Source organism: Buttiauxella sp. AC142 (assembly GCF_979253435.1).
Genome location: NZ_CEEDCH010000002.1, coordinates 41,584 through 61,872, shown reverse-complemented (window position 1 = coordinate 61,872; position 20,289 = coordinate 41,584). Strand labels below are relative to the sequence as shown.

Sequence of the window (20,289 nt, the reverse complement as noted above, 5' to 3'; positions counted from 1 at the left end):
CCTGAGTTGCAATTTTATTATTATCTTCTGCTTTATCCATTGTTTGGTTAATTCTACTGATAGAGCAACCAGACAAAAGCAAGGATAAAGCTATAACACTAGCTAAAGGAGAATATTTCATTTTACATCCTAATTATTTGATGGTTACTTTATCAGATACAGAAATAATACATTGTGCTTTGTAAATATCGACAAACAACGGAGCATTTGCTTTTCGGTAAAGATCAAATAATCCGCTAACCGCCTCAAAATAACTACCTGTAAACACTAATGGGGAGTCTATACGGTAATCAATTAAAACAGGCCAAACAACTTGCCACTTTTCGCCTGATTTACATATTTCAGATGAAGCCCATCTATTGAGTACTCCTTTCAAAGTTTCCCCTGTATTGGCAGACCAGCTTTTACCAACTGGTTCTAACTTAATTGGCACTGGATTAATTATATTTTTATAACCAGTCGTTGTGACAGGTTTAGTAATACTAGAGCTTGCACCTTCTTTCGCAGAAGTGGTAGTAACAATTCGAGCCGTAACCTTATTTGACACAATTGAATCCGTCAAAGCTGGTTTAGATATCTCTGTTTTATTATTAAGTACTACAGTACCGCCAGAGAAAGGATTCTTAGGTGATGATGAAGAAATATTACTAGGCGGCTTGCTTAATGGAACCGCATTATCTTTAGACTTAATTGATTCATTTTTTGCATGCAAAAAAACAGGCGTTGTAACTGGTATTTTAGTAATGCTCGGACTTGGTAGTGCTCCAACGCTAGATTTGTTTGACTGCCTATTTATCGCAATTGCTAATTCAGCGGGAATGCCCATTTGATTTAAAGCAATTCTATCGCCTTCTGGCTTAGGTAATTCTGGTGCTTTACTGCTGCATCCAATTAATGAGATTGCAGATGCAGTAATCAATACGAGTTGATTGTATTTCATAAATAGCATCCTGACTTTAATAGAAATAGTTTAACCCATTAAAATCAATATTTCAATTTTGATTTTTAAGTTGTGCGATATAAATAGGATCGTAAAATATTTCAGTGATCTTTCTATCAGCCATTTGAACTACAATGTCGATTGTTGTGAATACTTCATTACGAACAACATCGAATCCCAATGAGCGAGCATCTTCTGATTGCATAGCTAGGGTAGAAATTCTCATAAATGCTCGCCAAGCCGAACCTGAATGCACAGAAGTAATTGAGCCTGGATGCCCCGTATTAAGAGACATTAAATAGTGCCATGTTTCAATACCGCGCAATTCAGCTAAAAAAATACGGTCAGGCGTAGCTCGCATACATGCTTCTAATAATTGCTGTGGGCTAATTCTCCCCTCTCCCCTACCAAATATCAAAGGTAATTTGTTTGGAAAGGACTCTAACTTTAATTCATGAACATCTTCCATAGTTATAATTCTCTCACTACGATCTACGCATTCAATTAGAGCGCGCATGAATGTAGTTTTACCAGAACCAGTTGCACCTGATATAACAATGTTTTTTTTATACTTAATTGCTAACTCAAAGAATTGTTTATATTCGCGTTTGTTTAGCAGCATGAGCAATCGAGCATCAATATCTTCTAATCTCTCACTATCACGTCTTTCTTTACGCGATAATATATCTTCATCTGTAAGGATATTAAACGAAGTGTTTTGAACATCACTAAAGGCATTCTGCGCAATAACATCATCTATTGAGAAGGATTTCTCAATGAATTTACGTATGATAAGCCCCATGTATCCCGGCATACAGGCTGGAGGAGTAATGATGGTACAACGCTCACCACCTGGCATTTGAAAGTAACTTAATGCTTGCTCTTTTGATTTGTTAAAAACCGCTATAGAACGGTTAAGAGACTTCATTTTTGCAGCATCAATTTCAGGACACATAACTCTTTGCGTCCCTCTCACACCTTTTGTCCAATATTCACCAGGAATATTAAACATAATTTCCGTCACATCAGAGTCATCCATAGCCGTCTTAAAAGACTTAATAAGGGCATATAGGACTCCTGCCTCTTCTTCATCAAATAATTCATTACTCATAGTTAATCCTAGTTTTCTTCTATTTTATAAACAGAGCTGAAATCCATGTCTTGCATAACATCAACCCCTACAATTTCACCAATATTTTTCCTTATGACATTAGGAATATTTATTGTGTTTTTAAGGGTTTCAACTGCAATATCATTCGTGGCTTGCGTTGTATTATCAACACTTACACTCCCTCCATTGGAACTAGATTTACCAAGTTGTGTGGCAAGGTTGCTAATAGTGTCCTGAATCGTACTAAGTAAAATCGTGTTATAAAATCTTGTGCCAAATTGAGTATCAAGCACACCATCAATACCTGCTTCACCTAACCCACCAACGGCAGGGGCGCTGATTTGCATAAACACACGTTTAGGGGTTTCTATGCGATCCCATGTAGCAAATATTCTGGTTTGACCTTGAGCAACACCGCCTTTAAAACTACCTGTTATTTTAGTATTCCGTTCCATCAAGAGTACTTTTCCCGATGATGAATAGATATCCTGAACCGTATGACAACTTAGCTGGCCTGGAACATTCGAATCAATATTTCGATCTAGAGCACAAGGAATTGTGTTACCTCGAGTCAGAATTAGGTCAAGACTCTTTCTTGCTGTAGCCTTTACGGAAACTGTTTTGATAGAACTCAATGAATTTGACAGTTCGTTATCTTTATCTGAGAGATCTTGATTAGCTGATTGGCTAACTTCTTGCGCAGATTCAGCATTCTGTTCCCCTCCAAAACCAGAGAAAAGCCTACGCTTCTGTGCTGCTTGTTCCGGGGTTAGCCCATCCTTATCTAATACAACTTCTGGCTCTTTCTTTTCCTCAGATATTGCAGAAGGTTTATCAGTAGTAACAGGCTGCTCAACAGGTGCAATGGCTGCTTGCGGTGGCGGTTCAGTTTTAAATTTTCGCCCTGCTTTGTCTCGAGTCGGTACAACCGTTGCTACGGTTTTTTCAGGTTCTTCCTGCCTGAGTTGTAAATAAATAAAGTAAGATCCAGCACAGACAACAGCCAGCATCAAAGCCATAGCACTGACAATTTTACTGCCACCTGTACGAATGCTTTTACGCTCAATAGAACCATCAGCTTTTAGCTTTTCTTTCTCTAATTCAGCCAGTGGATCAACGATTTTATTGCTCATTGATTGTCACCCTTTTATAACTATCTGATACGGTGCCAGTATAGTTTTCATAAACTGGTTGCCGTCCATCATTTTCGTTATATACACCTGTAACAGATGTACCCAGGCGTAGTCTAAATTCACGGCTAACGCGATGAACTACAACTATCTGACTACTGATACCTTCCTGATGTGTAACTACTTTGGTTTCATTACCCAAAGAATCAACGGCGGTAATTGTTGGTATATCTTGCCCAGGAGCGAATTTAAAGTATGTAAACCCTTGAGCATCCCACACATTCATAGGAGCTAATTTAGGTTCACCGTTAATTGTATACTTCAAATTAACGCCTTTAGCTAAAAGTTTGCTAAATTCAACTTTTCGTTTTGCATCATCATTCTCTTCTTTTTTCTTTTTAGCCTCTACTTCTGGATATTTAAATTGAATCTGGAAAGTCATTTTATTATCAAACGAACGCTTACCTTTTGAGCCTTTTAGGTACTCTTCGAAATGATACCTAATATCAAAGTTATATACGCGCTTATCTGTAACGATTGTAAGGTTCGTATCTCCATTCTCTGCTTTTGGTTTGACAAAATAATGATTTTTTTTATAGGAAAATTGCCACGCATCACTATCACCAAAAGCATGGGTTAAATACGTTTCATTTGGATCTAGAATAATGTGAGTAGCAACACCTATAACACTATCGACTTTTGTCACATCCTCAGAATTATACATGACTGATTTAATTCGAGAATCAAATGCTGAACCTACTGGAATATCTAAAGCATGAACAGCGGGGGATATAATCAAAACGGTAACTAAGCATAGTTTATATAAATTCATCGGCTGACTTCCTGCGAAGAACGATAACCATCAACTAGCATACCCAAAGGGTTTTGTGCTCGTTGTCCATTCTTTTGCGTATTCTGGCTATAGTGGTAGGAAACGTCTGCCGACCAATATTGTGTAATTGGTTCTTTATTTGCTTCTTTAAACGTCTTAGAAAAACGAACAACTGCTTTTTGATTTTTTACATCCATAATAACAGTAGGTACATCTACTGTTATTTCTAAGTTACCTTGATAACGTTTATCAATAGAATCTTTTTTTCCAAACAGTGAATCATACTCAGATGCTACTACATCATCAGACATTGCAAGAGTTTGGTCGTAGTTAATCTGGATAAGGTTATAGTTGTATGATTCTCTCCTTGATACGTATAAACGGATGAAATATTCCAAAACAGCCTGATTGCTCATAACCTCGTCTGGTGTTAGTACACTAAGCGAATCCACTGTTCCGGTGGTTTTATCTGCAACCAGCATATATGGAACTCTTTCTTTAAGTGGCGTTAATCCAAGAACAGCACCAATACTTAATACAGACAGAAAAAAGAACCCAGCACTAGCCACTCGATGTAATTTATTTTCTTTCTTTATTTGAAGGAGCAAATCAATCTCGGCATCATTTGCTTCTTTCATGAATGTTTCAATATCTTCTTTTGTACTCTGCTTTTTAAACATAAAGTTTCCCCTATTGAATATAATCATTATATTCAATTAAATCATAATTGCAATTTTGATTTATTAAAATAGCCCGTAATACGGGCTTATTTTTTATTTGCCTCTAAAGGGCGCGGCACCACTTGAAACAGGGTTTTTTACTTCGCCAGGACTACTACCACCGCCACCGCCACCGCCACCGCCACCGCCTCCACCCTTTGGAGTATTATTTGATGGTGCATTGCTTCCACCTGCTTTTGCTAATGAAGCTATGGCTATACCATTAGATAACGCCTGACAAAGTTTAGGTATTTCATTTAACAAGCGATAGCCGATATAACTAAAGCAAACTATTGCGAATGTGGTATACAACATATTAGTCTCACCAACAGTAAATTGGTTTACTAACCTTGTATACATCCCCATTAGGAAACCAAAAAAAAGCGCACTTAGAACCAGCATTAAAGAGTAATGAATTATTTGATTAGCCCAATTGTTAAAGAAGTTTCTAAGCGGTTCCCATAGAATGGTAAAGATAAAAATAAAGCCCAAACCAGCAAGTACTGCCACTACAACCTTTGAAATGAAAAAGAATATTGCTGTCGTACCAATTAAAAATAATGAACTTACTATTAATGCAATCCCAACCAAAGCATTCAGCCACGACTCAGGGGAGTAACCAATAAGACTAAATATTTCCCCGGCTTTATTAACAGACTGTTCCGCTGCTACATCTAATACGTTCATACCCGGATTGCTTGTAGCAATTAGCGCAGTTGCTAACTCTGATGGTAATCCTAAAATTGATCCGACAAGCTCTCTTTGGTATAAACCACCTGCCCCAGCTATAAACACCACAATTGCTATTACTGCCATTTTTTTTACCCAATCCATTATTGGATTGTCATAGTTCCCCAAATATATCATTAAAGAGAACCATAAAAGCGATATAGATATACCTACAGTTACAACAGGTAAAAAATAATTTAGTGCATTATCAGAAATTGTATTGACGATAGAAACAACCATTTCATCAATATTTCTTTCAAGATCGGTAAAAAATGTAAATTGAGCCATTTAGTGCTCCGTTTTTTTGCATGCAAAAAACTTTAAAATCGTGGCATTGGTTTATCCGCTGACCAAATATTCTTCTGAATTTGACGCTCTTTTTCCAAAGTAATATTCTTTTCAGCTTGCTGTAGCATAGAAATAAGTTGCAGCCTTGAAGTTTCATTTTGAATTAGCGCTTGCTCCTGCTGTATGCGAGCCTGCAAATCCAGTGATGCTTTTGCGTCCTGAGTAGTATTAATTTGCTTTCCTAACAGTTCAATGTTGTCCAGGCGTTTCAGGGCGGCTTCATATGCCGCCTCACCCATTGATTTATTTGCTACCGAACTCTCCCACTGCCTTTTCTTTAACGCTGTCATTTCAGACACCTTGCCAGTAACACTCTCAGCATCCTCTATGGCATTGAAAGAACCATCTAGCCCCTTGTATCCACCATGCTTAACTTGATCGTAAACATTCCTCCAATCGTTAGGAAGATATTCACGTAGTTCTGGCGTATTTAGAAGATCCCCCATATTACGAATACCTTCAAGTTGCCCGCGCAGACCTTTAATCTCTTCAATCTGCTGTTTTAACTGCAATACTGTTTGTAATGCTTGAGCAAGCCCCGCACCGTCAAAAACAGGAATACCTGTAGCAAAAACAGGAGCACTTGACAGAATAAAACTCAGATATAAAGCTTTTTTATTTATTCGCATATTTAGCCTCTTTAATTTTTTGCATTTTTGTATAAAAAACAGGTAGCCATACTTCCGGGTTATCACTTGTTTCAGATATAGATTCAAGAACTAAATCGGCTTTAGACTTATCACCAGAAAGAATATGCATTTCTTCATCCCGGTAAGCCGAAAAATCAAACTGAGCAATTGATGACATCGAACCTTGTTTTACTATGAATTTATAATCATCCTCAGTCCATTTCTTAATTATATCAATTTCAACATCTGATAGTTTGAGAAGTCTATAACTATCCTCATTAGCTTTGTCATTTCTCAAGCAAATAATAGTTGAAAGTGATGCGGCAAAAGTCGCACCAATCTCTGATTTTAAAACATCATTTGGCTCTTGAGTACTAAATACAACTATTCCATTTTCCTTACGGATTGTTTTAAGTTTATCCTGAATCAAATTAATAAAGAAAGCATCTTTAGTTAATTTCCAGCACTCTTCAAAACCATAAATGAATGGTGTTTTTCCATCAATAAGTTCATCGCCTCTATGAATTAAATATTTTAGAATTGGTTCACGAACCTTTTCATTATCCAAAAAACTTGTCGTATCAAATCCATATATACCCTTACTTAGAGAAAGATTATCTTCGGGATTATTAAATATCCATTTCAGGTCGCCTGTAATCCACGTTTCTAGCATGGAACCAACAGACACACGGTTTTCATCACCGTCTGGTAGCATTTGTTTTAAATAACGCAGAGAACGTAAAGGCTTATCCTCCTTCATTATTGTATCTACAGCTAAAGATATTTCATCTGTATCACGTTTAGTCAGTGTGATACGGGATGCTTTAGTTGCAATATCTGCAACCCACTCTTTCAAAAAATAAATATTTTCTTGCGTAGGTTCCAATTGGAATGGGTTCCAACCTGTAGGCACCCCCCATTCGACAGAGTTATAAACACCACCGATTGATCGAATACAGTTTTCCATTCCTCGGTCTTTATCGAAAATGACGGCATTTGGGTTAAATTTGGTAGCCATTATCAGGAGGAAATTAAATAAAGTTGTTTTACCCGCCCCCGTTTTCCCAAAGATTCCAGTGTGTCCCGCAGGTCGATCACCCAAGGAGTCCTGGTTTAAAGGAGTCTCATGAAAACTAAAGAAACATGGAGTTTTAGACTCCGTTTTAAATGCAGCTACTGCGTCACCCCAAGGATTACCCGCGATTTTACCTTTCATAAAATTATGGAATGAAGAGAAACACCAAAAATTTAAGGTTGTAGCTGGTTTTGGTTTAGGTCTAAATTTCCTGTTAGATGGAAATTGCGACCAAAACGCAGCTTCAAGAGCCTTTGAATAAGGCTTAATGATAATGCCATGAGTGGATAAATCCGTAGCTACGGCTTCCATGCGCTGCTTAACTGTTTTAACGTCATCAGCCGTTACCATAATCGTACAATGATGGTAGCCCATGCCAAAGCGCCCACTTTGTAGCTGATCTAGTGCATCATCAATTTCTCTGATTTGGGTTTCACCAACATCATTAGATTCCTTGAGGAATTTTTGATGATTTCCTAAAAATGATTTTGCACTTCTGTCAGTCACTGAAACAAAAGTGTTCGTCAGAACAAAGGGAAAATCAGACTCTAATAACAAATCAAATTGACCTGGCCATGTATTTTTGTCGTAATCTGAAATACCGCAGATCCCGACAAATTCATGACCATTCAAACTATGGCGTACTGCCAAGTCAGCATTTTTACTAAATTTCATTTCTGATTGAACAATACTGTTACTGAATCGTTCATTAGTCAGAGGAACCCTTACCCTACGGTTATTATAGATGTAACTCATAACTTCCATAGGTTCAGAAAAATGTACAACTTTTTTGATACTTGAACCCGCTTCGGATACCTCTTCTTCATAGACAGAACAAACTCGGCTATTATAAGAGCTTAAAGCAGAAACAAGCTTTGCCGTTACAGACTCTAATTCTTTAGTAGCTTCTTCGTGAAGTACTGCAATGGCCTCACGCCCCTTAGCTCCTTGCTTTCTCATTCCAGAGAAAAAATCACTTCCATAAGGTTTATAGACAATAGCCAAATACAACTCATTAATCATGAGTTTGCTATTTTCTGTATTCAGGAAATTATTTTTATACTTACGGTTAAATGTATCGCTAAAGTAATTATCAAAATCACCAGAAGGATATTCAACTTCTTCCCGGCGTATAGTATATGAAAGCAAATCCACCTTTGGTGATAACACAGCTCGAGAAATAGTGTTTAGATTTTCAATCCATGTAAAAATATCATCTTCATCAGTTGTCTTATGTGATTTACCTTGCACCTTAATTAAGGTCATAAATTCACACTGCTTTAAAGATACTATTGTATCTGTTAGGTGATATGAGAATGGCAGAAATTGAACCCCTGACATTTTCTTCCGAAATGTCATCATTTCATTTGACATAAATATGTCCTATTTAAGTTTTTTTAAATGCTGTGAATATTCTTCGATTTGGTAACTTTCGTCTTTTCCGTCTTTAAATTTATGAATAATAGTAGTTTGAAAATGCAGCATTACTAACTGTAATCCATCTGGATCTTTGCTGTAAATTCTAAATAGTATTAAATATAAAATTGGTGCAGAAAACCAAATTGCCTTACTTAACGCCAATCCTAGACACATTACCATGCCAAATGTCATTAAAAATACGTTGCGTGGTAATCCAAAAACAATGGGGGCGCGAGCCGCCCCTTTATAAAAACTATACGGTTGTCTCATTACTACCTCCCCGTTAGAAGAAGAGACTAACAACCCACGCAATACAACCCGCGCCAATTAATCCAGTCAACATTTGTTGGAAAATCTGTTTACCGATCATCCCCAACATATAAAGAACAAAGATTAAAACCCCACCCATGCCAGCTATAATTGGTGCGATAGTGCTTAACCATGTGTTTAATGAGTTAAGGCCAGAATCAGCCTTATTTACACCTGCCGCCATTGCCAAGCAAGGAACACCCATAACTAAGGCCATAACTACTAAATCTACAGCTAATTTCTTTCCGTTATTTTTCATGCTTACGTTCTCTTTGTTCACAAATTTTAAATTGACCGTCAGTGACGCCAAATTTCACATACATGAAATCAAACATCTTTCTCGGATCTGCCCAGGTTCTCATTCCGTCCCTTTGCTTCTCAATAAATACTTCTTCGATTTGCATAGACTCAGAATTATAAAAGGTAATAAAACATGTCCATTCGCCACTTTCTTGTTGTTCTGCACTGACACTAGAAATTGACGCACTATTAATTAACTCTTCGGCATGTTTGAGTTGAATACCTTTACGCTCCATTATTAGATCCCCATTTTGGCAGTTTAAAAATAAACGAGGCCAGCAATGGAATATAATTAGAGCGTTCGGGTTCAATCATTATCACATTTTTGATTTTCGCCCTCAACACATTCGCTACTAAATACATCACCTTTTCCACTTGCTGCGAAAACATCCTCTAACCCTTCATCTTTCCGCTTATCAGGTAACGTTTCGTTTGCTGACTGCGTAGTTGAAGCCGACTTAGTGGCCTCTAGCCTCTTCCCCTTGCTTTTACCGACATAAGGCAAACTAGCCTCACCTCGGACTTCAAGCAGATCAGGAATATTAGCTAAAACTTTCGCAACATACCCGTTTTTAATGCCTCTTGTTGCGTTGCCAGTGTTGTAACAGCTAAGAGCACCTACCATTGTTCCCGTCATGGAAAAACAGGAATTGTATATTTTTTCCGCTAGCTTGAGATTGTCGCATGGGTTAAAAACTTTTTGCATGCGAAAATTTATATCTCCTTCTACAAATTTATTAATATTCACACTATTAATTTGTGCGATACCAGCATCAAAATTATATCTGTTTTTAGCTAGCCATGTTGATACTTCCATAGCTTCTAAAAGACTTGTGGGTTGCCTTTTTAATTTCACCCCCTTTGTATTAATACCTATTGCATAAGGGTTGCCGGATGATTCTGTTTTTACTATTCCAAAAGCTACTTTTGATTCTGCTTTAATTTCCGGTGCGCATGTTTTTATTAGCGCATGAAGATTATCAGAATCAATCATAGATGCACTGCTATAAAATGGACACAGCAGAGACAAAGCAATTATCGCCGCTTTAGTTTTCATTTTTAAGCCAATTTATCAAGGTGTGAAATTTATACTATACTACTTGCATCAAGATTGCAATTTTGATTTAATGTACTTAGATTAGCAATGAGGAACGGTTTATGTCAAACTCTCTGGCTATTACCAAAAATAACGATTCGTCTATGAACAACCGTAATAGTAATCTGACGACCAGTACCGACCAGAAAAGAAAATATTCATTTATCGCAACTTTAGGTAAAGGCTTACTTTTCTTACTGATAAGCATCATTCGTATGCTTTGGAGCTTGTCACTCCCTATCATTGATAAGCTTCTCGGGATAATCCTTGTTGGCACAGGTGCAGGGGCATATCTCTTCCACCATGCAGGTAACGATAAAGCGTTCTACATTACTTTAAGCGTCTGCATCTTTTCGCTAGTCCTTAAGGCACTTACTCATAGCGCAAAACGTTAACTACTTCACAAATAGAAAAACCGCTTTTAAGCGGTTTTTTTTGCATGCGAAAAATTTACTATTTATGTCGATCATGTGTGAAGGGATTGAACTGAAATAAAACGCTAGTGATTTTTCCCGTTGTTTTTTCTGTGCGAGTTTCCATTGTCAAATTGGAAAATTCGGGGATTTTTCTTACATCTCTCATTGCTGGCTCCAGAACTCTAGATTTTAGTAATGAAAACTTTTCATACGAATCTGGCAGCGTCCAACGATTCCTCAGTGTATCAAGTCTGATAGCAAAAATTCCCGTATCTCTAAATTGTGATAACGCTTGTAATAATCTCATAGAGTATTTGGAAGGTGTTTTAGATATTTGACCTAATCTATAAACAGTGAACTGGTGATCATGCGCTAATGGCTCCATAAACTCTCGTAGATCTGAGTTTAGCTTGATCTGATAAATCCCACGCTTTTCACTTGTCCATCTTGAAGTAACCCATACCATATCCCTTGCAACTGGTTCTTCAATATCATCCCAAGTTTCATACAGAGTTAGTTCTTTACCTCTAAAACCTTTTAATGCCCTCAAAATATCTTCTCTTGATTCTTGATCTCCTATATCAAACACTTTCATATATTCTTCGTGGTCAATTCTAAATACTCCATCTTTAGGCCAGCCGCCCCGAGCAATGTTATCTAGGCACATAACCAATACTCTTTGTTGGTCACGCGAGAGATCGTTTTTGGCTTGTGTTAATGCATTCGCTTGCATTAAAACGCGATTGTCAGTACTCCACACAACAACGTCACTCTGTCCTTTATTCTTCATAATCGGCCACGCTTTTTATGTTTGATGAAACATCATACAAGGGGAACTAAATCATGTACACATTATCTTAGAATGTTCCCCCCAGTCAAATCAAAATTTAAATTTTGATTTGACTAAAAGGAGGCTCACTGCAATAAACCAGATCATCAACGTAAAACCGACGAGCCTTGCGATGCTAATCAGTAAACCTCCCCCCCTTCATCCCTGCAAAGCCTATACAAGCTATCAGGCAACTCAGACAGCCCATTAGCCCCGTTGAGCTACAGGAACGGCTTACAGACGTTTCTGGAGTGATTTACGGGGGATTGGTGCGCCATCGGCGCACCTAGCGGCGTAATAGCACACTCAATAAATCACAAGATGCTATGACCTATATAAAGGAAGATCTTTTCATGTTTCCGGTATAAGCAACGGAGGAACAAACCGCCGTTCTCCTCCCCGGTACAGTCAGGGGGAACAAACTGCCGTTCTCCTCCCCGGTACAGTCAGCGGGAACAAACCGCCGTTCTCCTCTCCGGTACAGTCAGCGGGAACAAACCGCCGTTCTCCTCTCCGGTACAGTCAGCGGGAACAAACCGCCGTTCTCCTGCCCGGTACAGTGAGCGGGAACAAACCGCCGTTCTCCTCCCCGGTACAGTCAGCGGGAACAAACCGCCGTTCTCCTCCCCGGTACAGTCAGGGGGGAACAAACCGCCGTTCTCCTGCCCGGTACAACAGCCAGGGGGAACAAACCGCCGCTCTCCTGCCCGTTACAGTCAGCGGGAACAAACCGCCGTCCTCCTGCCCGGAACAGTCAGGGGAAACAAACCGCCGTTCTCCTCCCCGGTACAATCAGCGGGAACAAACCGCCGTTCTCCTGCCCGGTACAACAGCCAGGGGGAACAAACCGCCGTTCTCCTCCCCGGTACAGTCAGCGGGAACAAACCGCCGTTCTCCTCTCCGGTACAGTCAGCGGGAACAAACCGCCGTTCTCCTGCCCGGTACAGTGAGCGGGAACAAACCGCCGTTCTCCTCCCCGGTACAGTCAGCGGGAACAAACCGCCGTTCTCCTGCCCGGTACAGTCAGGGGGGAACAAACCGCCGTTCTCCTGCCCGGTACAACAGCCAGGGGGAACAAACCGCCGCTCTCCTGCCCGTTACAGTCAGCGGGAACAAACCACCGTTCTGCTCCACTGCAAGAGCACCTTTAGATTGTTGATAACGAGGTGAGTAAAAAGTTAATTGCGTTGATAACTTTCCTACCTACAATAAGACATGAAATATCTATATGATTTATATGTATATTTAATCTATAAGCTACAAAATATTGTTTTGTACAATACAATTAGTTAACAGGCGATTTGTTCCCCTTTAATCGGTAAAATGTTCCCTCTTATAAATCAATTAGTTATAATTTAGTTATTAGTCTTACAACGCTTTGGAGCAGGGGAACCATCTTGATTTCATTGAAAAATTAGACGCCGTTTTGTTCCCGAAATAACGGCATAATGTTCCCCCATGAACGGCGATCTGTTCCGTTGATCTTATATAAAACCTTTTAAAACAATTGGATAGGTGCGTTTTTTCAATCCTACAAGGCTTTTAAACAAGACTTTCTTTAAAAGGAAGTTAAAAGGATCTTTTAACTAGAATTAGCCTGGGGATAAGTTCTATACCGGGGTAAATGTCCTTACCAGCGCCGCAAAGCGGCTCGGTCAACCTGCCCCCAATAGAAAACAAGTTTTCTGTTGGGGACACGTTACATTTAAATTCAGCTTGAAACTATTTTAATTATATTATTAACGATGTGTTATTTATATATAGCTAATATAATTTAAGGATGCTTAAATTAAATTTAGTGACATATATCTCATATTTTAGCTTGTAAAATGGTAATTTTGAGATCTTAATATAGCCAAGCTGAATACATTGAGATTACTCTTATTTATCTCTAAAGGTTTTTGTATTTCTGCCGATATAAAAAAAGTGCAAAAAAAGCAAGGTTTCAATATTGATACCTTCCATAATCTGGGTTAATATACGCACATGGAATCGAGCAATCGCTCATGCTAAGAGGTGTTAAATGGCGCGTGTAACAGTAGTAGCAAGTCAAAAGGGTGGAATTGGCAAAACATTTATTGCTTTGACAATTGCACAGTACCTTGCCCAGATTATGAACAAAAAGACTTTGTATATCCCTTTAGATAATCAAGGTCGAGCCGCTAAACGGGCTTTAAGTCTTATTGATGGTAAAGTTCTCAATGGTATGTTTTTCAATGAACCTTATGATGTTCAAAAGGTTTCTGAAAATCTTGACTCTCTATGCTCTGACCGCTCCATTCATACACTTGACCGCACAGATTTTGTTGAAGCTCAGAACTTCGTTGCAGAACTGAACCGCATCAAACCAAACTATGATCATGTCGTTATAGATACACCGCCAGGTTTAGGGGCGCGTATCACTGCTGCCATTTTAGCGGCAGACACGATTATTTGCCCGGTTGAAGCCGAGGTTACAGCAATTGATGGTTTAGTAGAGCTAAGAGACTCTATTAGAAAGCTTGCCAGATTTAACCCTAAAGCCCGTATCAATTCTATTATCATCAATAAGTATCAAGAAGTTGATGATCAGAAAGAATTAGTCGATTCATTAATTAAACGATTTCCAAATGAGGTACACCCAACCCCTATTAAAAACTTGCAACCTATCAAAACTGCTATGTCATTAGGCCGCATGATTTGGCAGAACGCAAAGAACGGCAACCATCGTGTTGCTTCAAAACTGGTGAAGTCGGTCATTTCTGAAATTGTAGAAGGGAAAATTGAAAAATGAGCAAATCTAACAACTCAGTAGCAAACACTCTCGAAAGCGTATTTGATGATGGTGAATACGTAATGGATTTTCCATTAGCTAGCATTGTCATTAACCCACAGGTTCGTCGGAAACGTAATCTAGCTAAGATTAAGGAAATCTCAGAATCAATTGAACAGCATGGGCAATTAGAACCGATTGTAATTGGTTTCCCTGATGATGAAGGTCTATGTCCTCTTTATTATGGTCATACACGTTACTATGCACAGCAAGAACGTGGCTCAATCACTATCAAAGCTATCCAGCGTGAAAAACCACCTGCAATTAGAGTTACGCAATTTGCTGAAAACCTTCATCGTGAAGATCTGACAATTGTAGATATTGCTATCGGTATTAATGACCTGAAAGAACTAGATGGTTTAAAGGCAAAAGAAATATGTGAACAGCTACGCATGAGCAATTCACAGGTAAGTAAATACTCTAGTATTGGCAGCATGCCAATCGAATTGTTAGATCGCGCTGAGAAGATTAGCAATGATATTGATACGTTTTATTATCTGTCTAACATCTATAAACGCTCTCCTGCTGATGCAGAGCAGGTGATTAGTGAAGGTGAGAAAGCCGGGGAATTAAATCGTGTTATGGTGCGTTCAGTATCAGACAAACTAAAAAACGCTGGCAACACAGATGAAAACGATCAGGATTCACCGCCGCAGGAACCTAAAGGTAAAGATAAAAAAGAACCAGGTGAAAAATCAGGTTCTGACCGTGAATCTTTAGATGAAGGTGAAAATCAATCTGGCGATAATATTAACGTTGGCGGCAATTCTCCAGAACGTAAAGAACCCGCAGGGGCGAGCAATAAAACTGACATATTCAAAGCCACATTAATTGTCTCATTTATGGATGCAAATAATGAGACTGTTGAAGGTGTATTAATTAATTCTACAGACGATAAACCGTCAGAAGTTAACTGTGCTCTAGTTCTTGTTGATGGTTTGCGTAATGAGATCCCGCTTGAGGAGTTAAAACTTGTGCGAATCAGTTACTAATCCAAGTGTGCATGGTGCGCAAGGATTTAAGTGGCTAACTCGGGATAGTAAATCAAAAGCCATTAATCAATGGCTTTTTTTTTCAAAAAAGCCGCCAGCAGTGGCGGCAGAGATCCTGAATAATTATGCCAATGATCATAAATGGCGGGATAACCTATCACCACCTAAAGGCTCAACACTACAAGATTGGGTTCATAAAAACACGGCTCCTACATGGGCTTGTCAAGCTGCAATAGATTTATGCCTGGATAAAGGATGGAGGCCATCTACAGCTACTGAGTGGGCTGTTTATAGTTATTTCCTTATCAGGCGAAAGCCAGGTGAATACCGGTTGCAGGTTTTTTCTGAAATGATACACCCCGATCTGGATAGAATGTGTGCATTAGGCTGGATAGTAGCAGCTCTGGAGGCGACAGGAAAAGCGCCAGAACCACCACCTAAAAGGTGAAAAAATGACTCTAATTGATTTACTAAAATGCATCGAAAATAGTAAAAGACCTCTGTTGTGCATACAAATTATTTTCTTTTGCGTAGATCGTCATGCAGAAGGAAGCCAGTACATATTTAAAAATGAACTAGATTCCGCACTATGCAAAGAAGAGGATAAGATGAAATCGTTCTCAAAAAATTCTAGTGTTGTCATTTCAGATCTTGAGAGTTCAGGAATACTCCATAAGCTTTCTTTGGTTAATGGTGAAGTGTCTGAGTACCGAGGTCAGCCCTACCCTTTAGCAATAAATATCACCCCGCATGTTGTGTCTGCATTCTGTAAAAATATTTCTCACGCCTAATTATAGAAGGCGTCACCCCGACGCCTTTTTACTCTTTCTTCTCTTCCTGTTATAGATTTCATCATTATTACGCCGCTAGGTGCGCCATATGGCGCACCAATCCCCCGTAAATCACTTCAGAAACGTCTGTAAGCCGTTCCTGTAGCTCAACGGGGCTAATGGGCTGTCAGAGTCGCCTGATAGCTTGTATTGGCCTTGCAGGGAGGGGGAATGGATCTCCGTACTTATCGCGTGTTGATGTTTCCGGCGATTATAAAAAGTTGCTCTACGTATAGATCTGTTGAGTCGCCTCCCACGCCCTTACGGGCTTAAAAAACAAAGAGATAGAGAAATATAACTTGATATTGCATACTATAATATGTAATATATAACACATGGAAGCAACGTTGCTTACCAATAAAGGCCAGTAGGCCAGGATATATAAAATGAATGTACAAGAAGCTTTAAATGTTTTGGGGTTATCAGGCGATATTAGCAAAGATGTTATTAAAACAGCTTTTAAAAAACTGGCGTTAAAATATCATCCAGATCGCAACCCTCTCGGTGGAGAATTAATGAAAGCTGTTAATTCAGCGGTTGATTTTTTAATGGTTAATTTGGATAAAGTAAACCAATTCCAGTCTACAGATGAAAATTCAAGATATAATTTTGGTGAAGAACTGGAAAGAGTATTAACAGAATTGAACTCCTTATCAGGAATTGTATTTGAAGTTATTGGGAATTGGGTGTGGATTTCTGGTGAAACTAAAGAACACAAAGAAACATTGAAAAACTTAGGTTGCAAATGGGCACCTAAAAAAGCTAAGTGGTTCTTCCGACCAGAAGAACATAAATGTCACCGTAATCGTAAAGAACATTCAATAGATGAAATCCGCGAAATGTACGGTACAAGCGGCAGCAATAAATCATATGGGCGTAAAACTGTTGAGAACAGAGCCTGATAAAAATGGAGGGGGCTTTAGCCCCCTCATGAGCCTTGCAGAACGCCTAGCAATTGGTGCTGACACATGGATCAAAGAAGTGTTTTTCTTGATTAAGAATTGGAATGGAATTTGCGTTGAAGGTAACAAAGAGCGTCCAACTATCATTGTTACCAGCGCAGCACAAAAACTCGCGGCTGAAAAACTTGTAGAAGTTATTGAGCGCGGCAGTTTTTAAGATATGATCACAGCCCTAATAGTTTAGGGCTGCTTTGCTTTCAACCGAGTCAAGTATAGAACGGTCTTGCTTGATTTTATTACTTTTGGAGATTTCAAAGTGGAAGAAATTTTCTTTACTAGAAGCAAAGGCAGAGTTAACAAGATGCTAACTGTTTATAGTGACGGCATTCAATTTAAACTGCACTACCGTATTTTTGACCGAACAAATCCCTCAAAAATTGAACGGGCGAATGGTGCAAAGGAAAAACGATTTGAAGTATTTAATCAAGTTTTTTATATTGGCGTGAATGATATTCTCATACCAGAAAATTATCCAATGCTCGAATTAACGAATAAATTTATTAATTTCATTGAAGAAGAGAAAAAATCATGAAAATTAAACCTGATTATAGGGGTGATCTCGCAGAAGCTTTACGGCTTAAAACTGGTTGGTCACAGCAAAAGTTGGCTGATTTTTTTGGTATGACATTAAACTCATGGCAAAAAAAGGAACAAAACGATACGAGGGTTTCGGTAGCAGAATATCACTGGATAAAATTACTTTTAAACGAGCATCCCGAATATATCTTGCTTCCTCGTTTACAAGAAAACAGTAATCAAAATGATATGGAAGAGTTAGCAGGGATTGAAAATTTAGAAATAAAAATCCTACGCGAACAACTTCAAAATGCGTTGGCAGAAAATGATAAATTAAAGATGGATAATTCACTTAAATAATTAAATCTTTTCTGGCTGGCGTTCCCCCTACGGGGTCGCTACGTTGTGCTACGCATCGAGCCAGGCAAGCTGTCTCGCCCCTTCGGGCTGCCATCGCTAACGTTAATTTTTTTCTGTTCAATCAATATTCCTTTTCCTTTCATAGCTTTCATCATTATTACGCCGCTAGGTGCGCCATATGGCGCACCAATCCCCCGTAAATCACTACAGAAACGTCTGTAAGCCGTTCCTGTAGCTCAACGGGGCTTGATGGGCTGTCAGAGTCGCCTGATAGCCTGTATTAGCTTTGCAGGGCGAGGGAATGGATCGCCATATCTATTTGATACTGATTTTCCCGGCGAATGGCTGCCGTGGAATTATTTAGAGAACTGTGCGGTCGCCTTCCATGCCCTAACGGGCATAAAAAACAAAGAGATAGAGAAATAAAACTTGATATTACATACTATAATATGTAATATATAACACATGGAAGCAACGTTGCTTACCAATAAAGGCCAGTAGGCCAGGAGATATAAAATGAAAGTAAACAAGCCAACCAATGCAGTAGAAGCCGCTCGTGTGATGCTGGATGTACTGGCAAAGGGTTTTGATGTACACACTGCCCGCCGTGAAGCAATGATTGATTCCTTGCCGCTGGAAGAAAAAAACAAAATCATCACTTGCTGCCATAGAAGTGCTAGCGATGCACGTAACGCTTTAAATAATATGCTCGATCATATCGAACCAGAATCTCAGGAACAGGATGCTACGGTGTCTGGATTCTCTACAATGAAAGTTAACCTGATTGCTGAAAGATCACGGATGAACTTTTTCCCTGCTGCTTTTGGTGGTGCATTTGTTCGTGGGCAAAATGGCCTTTATAATTTCATGAGTAAATATTCATCTAACTATAATGGTGGATACTGGGAGTTTTATACCTGTGCTAATGGGGCTTATTTTGCAGCACCAGATGATAATGAATATGAACTATCGTTACCTAATTATTTTACAGAAACGGTATCGGCAAAGGTAGCAGGCATCATTTCAATGTTTTATGTATATTCTGACTTGATCGCTATTGCACACAGCAGGGACTATCACAATTTGCAGGAATATTTAACCAAACATTATTACTTGCTTAGAGAATTTGTTAATACTTTAAGCGCAGAGGATTACTTGCTGGTAATGAGAGCCATTGATTAAATAGCATGGGGGGCGTTGCGCCCCCTTTTCATAAATCTAAATGGGTTCTATTTATGTCTTTATGCAAGTCAGACCAAGATGAAATGAAGTTAATTATTAAAAACATGCAGTCTCAAATAAATAGTAGGAGGGGTGAGATTGGTTTTAGAAAATTAACTCAGGATGAAGTTATATTTGAAGTTTTAAAAACCGTGGCAGCTAATAAAGGATTTTATGTTGCTGGTACTTTTTTAAAATAATAAATATTTATTCTCGATTGGTTGAATTTAATATAATTATATATATAATAAGAAGTGTGGCAATTGCCATAGCGGAACCCCGCCGACTCGGGAGAGATATTTAATCATGGTTAATGAAATTGTTTTTGAAGGTAACAAAATTTCAGTTAATGATGTTTTTGTTTCTATATGGGGATGTGAGCAAACTAATGTTCATTTCTACCAGGTTGTCGCCGTATCTGGTAAAAGTACTGTTAAGTTACGGGAAATTGAAACCTGGACGGTACAAGATGATGACATTTCATTACAGGGGAAAAAATACGCCAAACTTAATCATTTTAAAAATGATGAAGTTATCGTTAAGCGTTTACTAAAAAATCATGATAAGCCATCAGTAAGAGATGATTATACAGTAATGAATAAAACCAACCCATTTAAAGGGTATAGATTTTCTAGTTACGCCTAATAAAACGAAAACATGGTTAAGACCATGTTTTTTTTCGTGGATATTGAAATAAATATTATTATATATATA

General features: G+C 38.6%; 25 protein-coding genes. 12 read left to right on the top strand and 13 right to left on the bottom strand.

The genetic code is table 11. From position 1 onward, the window contains the following. Positions 1 to 133 precede the first annotated feature (133 nt). The 12 genes from AC0IWZ_RS22945 to AC0IWZ_RS22890 all read right to left on the bottom strand — a co-directional run bounded on the left by AC0IWZ_RS22945 (position 134) and on the right by AC0IWZ_RS22890 (position 10,598). The gene (locus AC0IWZ_RS22945; RefSeq protein WP_471679355.1) at positions 134 to 940 is read right to left on the bottom strand and encodes a toxin co-regulated pilus biosynthesis Q family protein; all 807 of its coding nucleotides are present in this window, start codon (positions 938 to 940) and stop codon (positions 134 to 136) included. A 52-nt stretch (positions 941 to 992) separates the two neighbouring features. Then, the gene (gene virB11 / locus AC0IWZ_RS22940) at positions 993 to 2,051 is read right to left on the bottom strand and encodes a P-type DNA transfer ATPase VirB11 (RefSeq protein ID WP_471679354.1); all 1,059 of its coding nucleotides are present in this window, start codon (positions 2,049 to 2,051) and stop codon (positions 993 to 995) included. Positions 2,052 to 2,059: 8 nt separating this feature from the next. Continuing rightward, positions 2,060 to 3,184 (bottom strand): TrbI/VirB10 family protein, encoded by a 1,125-nt coding sequence (locus AC0IWZ_RS22935; RefSeq protein ID WP_471679353.1) that lies wholly within the window; start codon positions 3,182 to 3,184, stop codon positions 2,060 to 2,062. After that, on the bottom strand, positions 3,174 to 4,013 hold the full coding sequence (locus AC0IWZ_RS22930; protein WP_471679352.1) for a TrbG/VirB9 family P-type conjugative transfer protein: 840 nt from the start codon (positions 4,011 to 4,013) through the stop codon (positions 3,174 to 3,176). The genes AC0IWZ_RS22935 and AC0IWZ_RS22930 overlap by 11 nt, the downstream gene beginning before the upstream one ends. Next, a complete protein-coding gene (locus tag AC0IWZ_RS22925) occupies positions 4,010 to 4,693 on the bottom strand; it encodes a VirB8 family type IV secretion system protein (protein WP_471679351.1) in 684 nt (227 codons plus the stop codon). Before AC0IWZ_RS22925 ends, AC0IWZ_RS22930 begins: the two co-directional genes overlap by 4 nt. A gap of 93 nt (positions 4,694 to 4,786) precedes the next feature. Next, positions 4,787 to 5,749 (bottom strand): TrbL/VirB6 family protein, encoded by a 963-nt coding sequence (locus AC0IWZ_RS22920; RefSeq protein ID WP_471679350.1) that lies wholly within the window; start codon positions 5,747 to 5,749, stop codon positions 4,787 to 4,789. A 32-nt stretch (positions 5,750 to 5,781) separates the two neighbouring features. Beyond that, entirely contained in the window at positions 5,782 to 6,438 is a 657-nt protein-coding gene (virB5, locus tag AC0IWZ_RS22915) for a P-type DNA transfer protein VirB5 (protein ID WP_471679349.1), read from the bottom strand. Then, a complete protein-coding gene (locus tag AC0IWZ_RS22910; protein WP_471680537.1) occupies positions 6,425 to 8,887 on the bottom strand; it encodes a VirB4 family type IV secretion/conjugal transfer ATPase in 2,463 nt (820 codons plus the stop codon). Before AC0IWZ_RS22910 ends, virB5 begins: the two co-directional genes overlap by 14 nt. A gap of 9 nt (positions 8,888 to 8,896) precedes the next feature. After that, positions 8,897 to 9,202 carry a VirB3 family type IV secretion system protein gene (locus tag AC0IWZ_RS22905; protein ID WP_471679427.1) on the bottom strand — a complete coding sequence of 102 codons (306 nt, stop codon included), beginning with the start codon at positions 9,200 to 9,202 and terminating at the stop codon, positions 8,897 to 8,899. 13 nt (positions 9,203 to 9,215) lie between these two features. After that, on the bottom strand, positions 9,216 to 9,500 hold the full coding sequence (locus AC0IWZ_RS22900; RefSeq protein ID WP_471679426.1) for a hypothetical protein: 285 nt from the start codon (positions 9,498 to 9,500) through the stop codon (positions 9,216 to 9,218). Beyond that, positions 9,490 to 9,777: a hypothetical protein gene (locus AC0IWZ_RS22895; protein ID WP_471679425.1), complete on the bottom strand. Its 288-nt coding sequence runs from the start codon at positions 9,775 to 9,777 to the stop codon at positions 9,490 to 9,492. Before AC0IWZ_RS22895 ends, AC0IWZ_RS22900 begins: the two co-directional genes overlap by 11 nt. A gap of 71 nt (positions 9,778 to 9,848) precedes the next feature. Next, a complete protein-coding gene (locus AC0IWZ_RS22890; RefSeq protein WP_471679424.1) occupies positions 9,849 to 10,598 on the bottom strand; it encodes a lytic transglycosylase domain-containing protein in 750 nt (249 codons plus the stop codon). Between the two features lie 101 nt (positions 10,599 to 10,699). Between AC0IWZ_RS22890 and AC0IWZ_RS22885 the strand changes: the two genes are divergently transcribed. Further along, positions 10,700 to 11,032 carry a hypothetical protein gene (locus tag AC0IWZ_RS22885; RefSeq protein ID WP_471679423.1) on the top strand — a complete coding sequence of 111 codons (333 nt, stop codon included), beginning with the start codon at positions 10,700 to 10,702 and terminating at the stop codon, positions 11,030 to 11,032. Positions 11,033 to 11,090: 58 nt separating this feature from the next. Here the strand turns inward: AC0IWZ_RS22885 and AC0IWZ_RS22880 are convergent, their stop codons facing one another. Continuing rightward, positions 11,091 to 11,843: a RepB family plasmid replication initiator protein gene (locus AC0IWZ_RS22880; RefSeq protein ID WP_471679422.1), complete on the bottom strand. Its 753-nt coding sequence runs from the start codon at positions 11,841 to 11,843 to the stop codon at positions 11,091 to 11,093. A gap of 2,062 nt (positions 11,844 to 13,905) precedes the next feature. On the opposite strand from AC0IWZ_RS22880, the gene AC0IWZ_RS22875 reads away from it, so the two are divergent. The 11 genes from AC0IWZ_RS22875 to AC0IWZ_RS22825 all read left to right on the top strand — a co-directional run bounded on the left by AC0IWZ_RS22875 (position 13,906) and on the right by AC0IWZ_RS22825 (position 20,220). Beyond that, positions 13,906 to 14,655: a ParA family protein gene (locus tag AC0IWZ_RS22875; protein WP_471679421.1), complete on the top strand. Its 750-nt coding sequence runs from the start codon at positions 13,906 to 13,908 to the stop codon at positions 14,653 to 14,655. Further along, the gene (locus tag AC0IWZ_RS22870; RefSeq protein WP_471679420.1) at positions 14,652 to 15,686 is read left to right on the top strand and encodes a ParB/RepB/Spo0J family partition protein; all 1,035 of its coding nucleotides are present in this window, start codon (positions 14,652 to 14,654) and stop codon (positions 15,684 to 15,686) included. Before AC0IWZ_RS22875 ends, AC0IWZ_RS22870 begins: the two co-directional genes overlap by 4 nt. Next, positions 15,667 to 16,134, top strand: coding sequence for a hypothetical protein (locus AC0IWZ_RS22865; protein WP_471679419.1), 468 nt, complete (start codon positions 15,667 to 15,669; stop codon positions 16,132 to 16,134). Before AC0IWZ_RS22870 ends, AC0IWZ_RS22865 begins: the two co-directional genes overlap by 20 nt. A 4-nt stretch (positions 16,135 to 16,138) precedes the next feature. Then, positions 16,139 to 16,477, top strand: coding sequence for a hypothetical protein (locus AC0IWZ_RS22860; protein ID WP_471679418.1), 339 nt, complete (start codon positions 16,139 to 16,141; stop codon positions 16,475 to 16,477). 425 nt (positions 16,478 to 16,902) lie between these two features. Further along, positions 16,903 to 17,418 (top strand): J domain-containing protein, encoded by a 516-nt coding sequence (locus AC0IWZ_RS22855; RefSeq protein ID WP_471679417.1) that lies wholly within the window; start codon positions 16,903 to 16,905, stop codon positions 17,416 to 17,418. A 28-nt stretch (positions 17,419 to 17,446) separates the two neighbouring features. Beyond that, on the top strand, positions 17,447 to 17,635 hold the full coding sequence (locus tag AC0IWZ_RS22850; protein ID WP_471679416.1) for a hypothetical protein: 189 nt from the start codon (positions 17,447 to 17,449) through the stop codon (positions 17,633 to 17,635). Positions 17,636 to 17,734: 99 nt separating this feature from the next. Then, on the top strand, positions 17,735 to 18,010 hold the full coding sequence (locus AC0IWZ_RS22845) for a hypothetical protein (RefSeq protein WP_471680536.1): 276 nt from the start codon (positions 17,735 to 17,737) through the stop codon (positions 18,008 to 18,010). Then, entirely contained in the window at positions 18,007 to 18,354 is a 348-nt protein-coding gene (locus AC0IWZ_RS22840; RefSeq protein ID WP_471679414.1) for a helix-turn-helix domain-containing protein, read from the top strand. Before AC0IWZ_RS22845 ends, AC0IWZ_RS22840 begins: the two co-directional genes overlap by 4 nt. A gap of 516 nt (positions 18,355 to 18,870) precedes the next feature. Beyond that, a complete protein-coding gene (locus AC0IWZ_RS22835; RefSeq protein ID WP_471679413.1) occupies positions 18,871 to 19,536 on the top strand; it encodes an antirestriction protein in 666 nt (221 codons plus the stop codon). A gap of 53 nt (positions 19,537 to 19,589) precedes the next feature. Beyond that, on the top strand, positions 19,590 to 19,775 hold the full coding sequence (locus AC0IWZ_RS22830; RefSeq protein WP_471679412.1) for a hypothetical protein: 186 nt from the start codon (positions 19,590 to 19,592) through the stop codon (positions 19,773 to 19,775). A 106-nt stretch (positions 19,776 to 19,881) separates the two neighbouring features. After that, complete coding sequence (locus AC0IWZ_RS22825) at positions 19,882 to 20,220, top strand: hypothetical protein (protein WP_471679411.1); 339 nt, start codon at positions 19,882 to 19,884, stop codon at positions 20,218 to 20,220. Positions 20,221 to 20,289 lie beyond the last annotated feature (69 nt).

Bases quoted from the DNA above. Each gene is read 5' to 3' on its own strand.
- AC0IWZ_RS22945 (WP_471679355.1), bottom strand. From the start codon at position 940: ATGAAATACAATCAACTCGTATTGATTACTGCATCTGCAATCTCATTA.
- virB11 (WP_471679354.1), bottom strand. From the start codon at position 2,051: ATGAGTAATGAATTATTTGATGAAGAAGAGGCAGGAGTCCTATATGCC.
- AC0IWZ_RS22935 (WP_471679353.1), bottom strand. From the start codon at position 3,184: ATGAGCAATAAAATCGTTGATCCACTGGCTGAATTAGAGAAAGAAAAG.
- AC0IWZ_RS22930 (WP_471679352.1), bottom strand. From the start codon at position 4,013: ATGAATTTATATAAACTATGCTTAGTTACCGTTTTGATTATATCCCCC.
- AC0IWZ_RS22925 (WP_471679351.1), bottom strand. From the start codon at position 4,693: ATGTTTAAAAAGCAGAGTACAAAAGAAGATATTGAAACATTCATGAAA.
- AC0IWZ_RS22920 (WP_471679350.1), bottom strand. From the start codon at position 5,749: ATGGCTCAATTTACATTTTTTACCGATCTTGAAAGAAATATTGATGAA.
- virB5 (WP_471679349.1), bottom strand. From the start codon at position 6,438: ATGCGAATAAATAAAAAAGCTTTATATCTGAGTTTTATTCTGTCAAGT.
- AC0IWZ_RS22910 (WP_471680537.1), bottom strand. From the start codon at position 8,887: ATGTCAAATGAAATGATGACATTTCGGAAGAAAATGTCAGGGGTTCAA.
- AC0IWZ_RS22905 (WP_471679427.1), bottom strand. From the start codon at position 9,202: ATGAGACAACCGTATAGTTTTTATAAAGGGGCGGCTCGCGCCCCCATT.
- AC0IWZ_RS22900 (WP_471679426.1), bottom strand. From the start codon at position 9,500: ATGAAAAATAACGGAAAGAAATTAGCTGTAGATTTAGTAGTTATGGCC.
- AC0IWZ_RS22895 (WP_471679425.1), bottom strand. From the start codon at position 9,777: ATGGAGCGTAAAGGTATTCAACTCAAACATGCCGAAGAGTTAATTAAT.
- AC0IWZ_RS22890 (WP_471679424.1), bottom strand. From the start codon at position 10,598: ATGAAAACTAAAGCGGCGATAATTGCTTTGTCTCTGCTGTGTCCATTT.
- AC0IWZ_RS22885 (WP_471679423.1), top strand. From the start codon at position 10,700: ATGTCAAACTCTCTGGCTATTACCAAAAATAACGATTCGTCTATGAAC.
- AC0IWZ_RS22880 (WP_471679422.1), bottom strand. From the start codon at position 11,843: ATGAAGAATAAAGGACAGAGTGACGTTGTTGTGTGGAGTACTGACAAT.
- AC0IWZ_RS22875 (WP_471679421.1), top strand. From the start codon at position 13,906: ATGGCGCGTGTAACAGTAGTAGCAAGTCAAAAGGGTGGAATTGGCAAA.
- AC0IWZ_RS22870 (WP_471679420.1), top strand. From the start codon at position 14,652: ATGAGCAAATCTAACAACTCAGTAGCAAACACTCTCGAAAGCGTATTT.
- AC0IWZ_RS22860 (WP_471679418.1), top strand. From the start codon at position 16,139: ATGACTCTAATTGATTTACTAAAATGCATCGAAAATAGTAAAAGACCT.
- AC0IWZ_RS22855 (WP_471679417.1), top strand. From the start codon at position 16,903: ATGAATGTACAAGAAGCTTTAAATGTTTTGGGGTTATCAGGCGATATT.
- AC0IWZ_RS22850 (WP_471679416.1), top strand. From the start codon at position 17,447: ATGAGCCTTGCAGAACGCCTAGCAATTGGTGCTGACACATGGATCAAA.
- AC0IWZ_RS22840 (WP_471679414.1), top strand. From the start codon at position 18,007: ATGAAAATTAAACCTGATTATAGGGGTGATCTCGCAGAAGCTTTACGG.
- AC0IWZ_RS22835 (WP_471679413.1), top strand. From the start codon at position 18,871: ATGAAAGTAAACAAGCCAACCAATGCAGTAGAAGCCGCTCGTGTGATG.
- AC0IWZ_RS22830 (WP_471679412.1), top strand. From the start codon at position 19,590: ATGTCTTTATGCAAGTCAGACCAAGATGAAATGAAGTTAATTATTAAA.
- AC0IWZ_RS22825 (WP_471679411.1), top strand. From the start codon at position 19,882: ATGGTTAATGAAATTGTTTTTGAAGGTAACAAAATTTCAGTTAATGAT.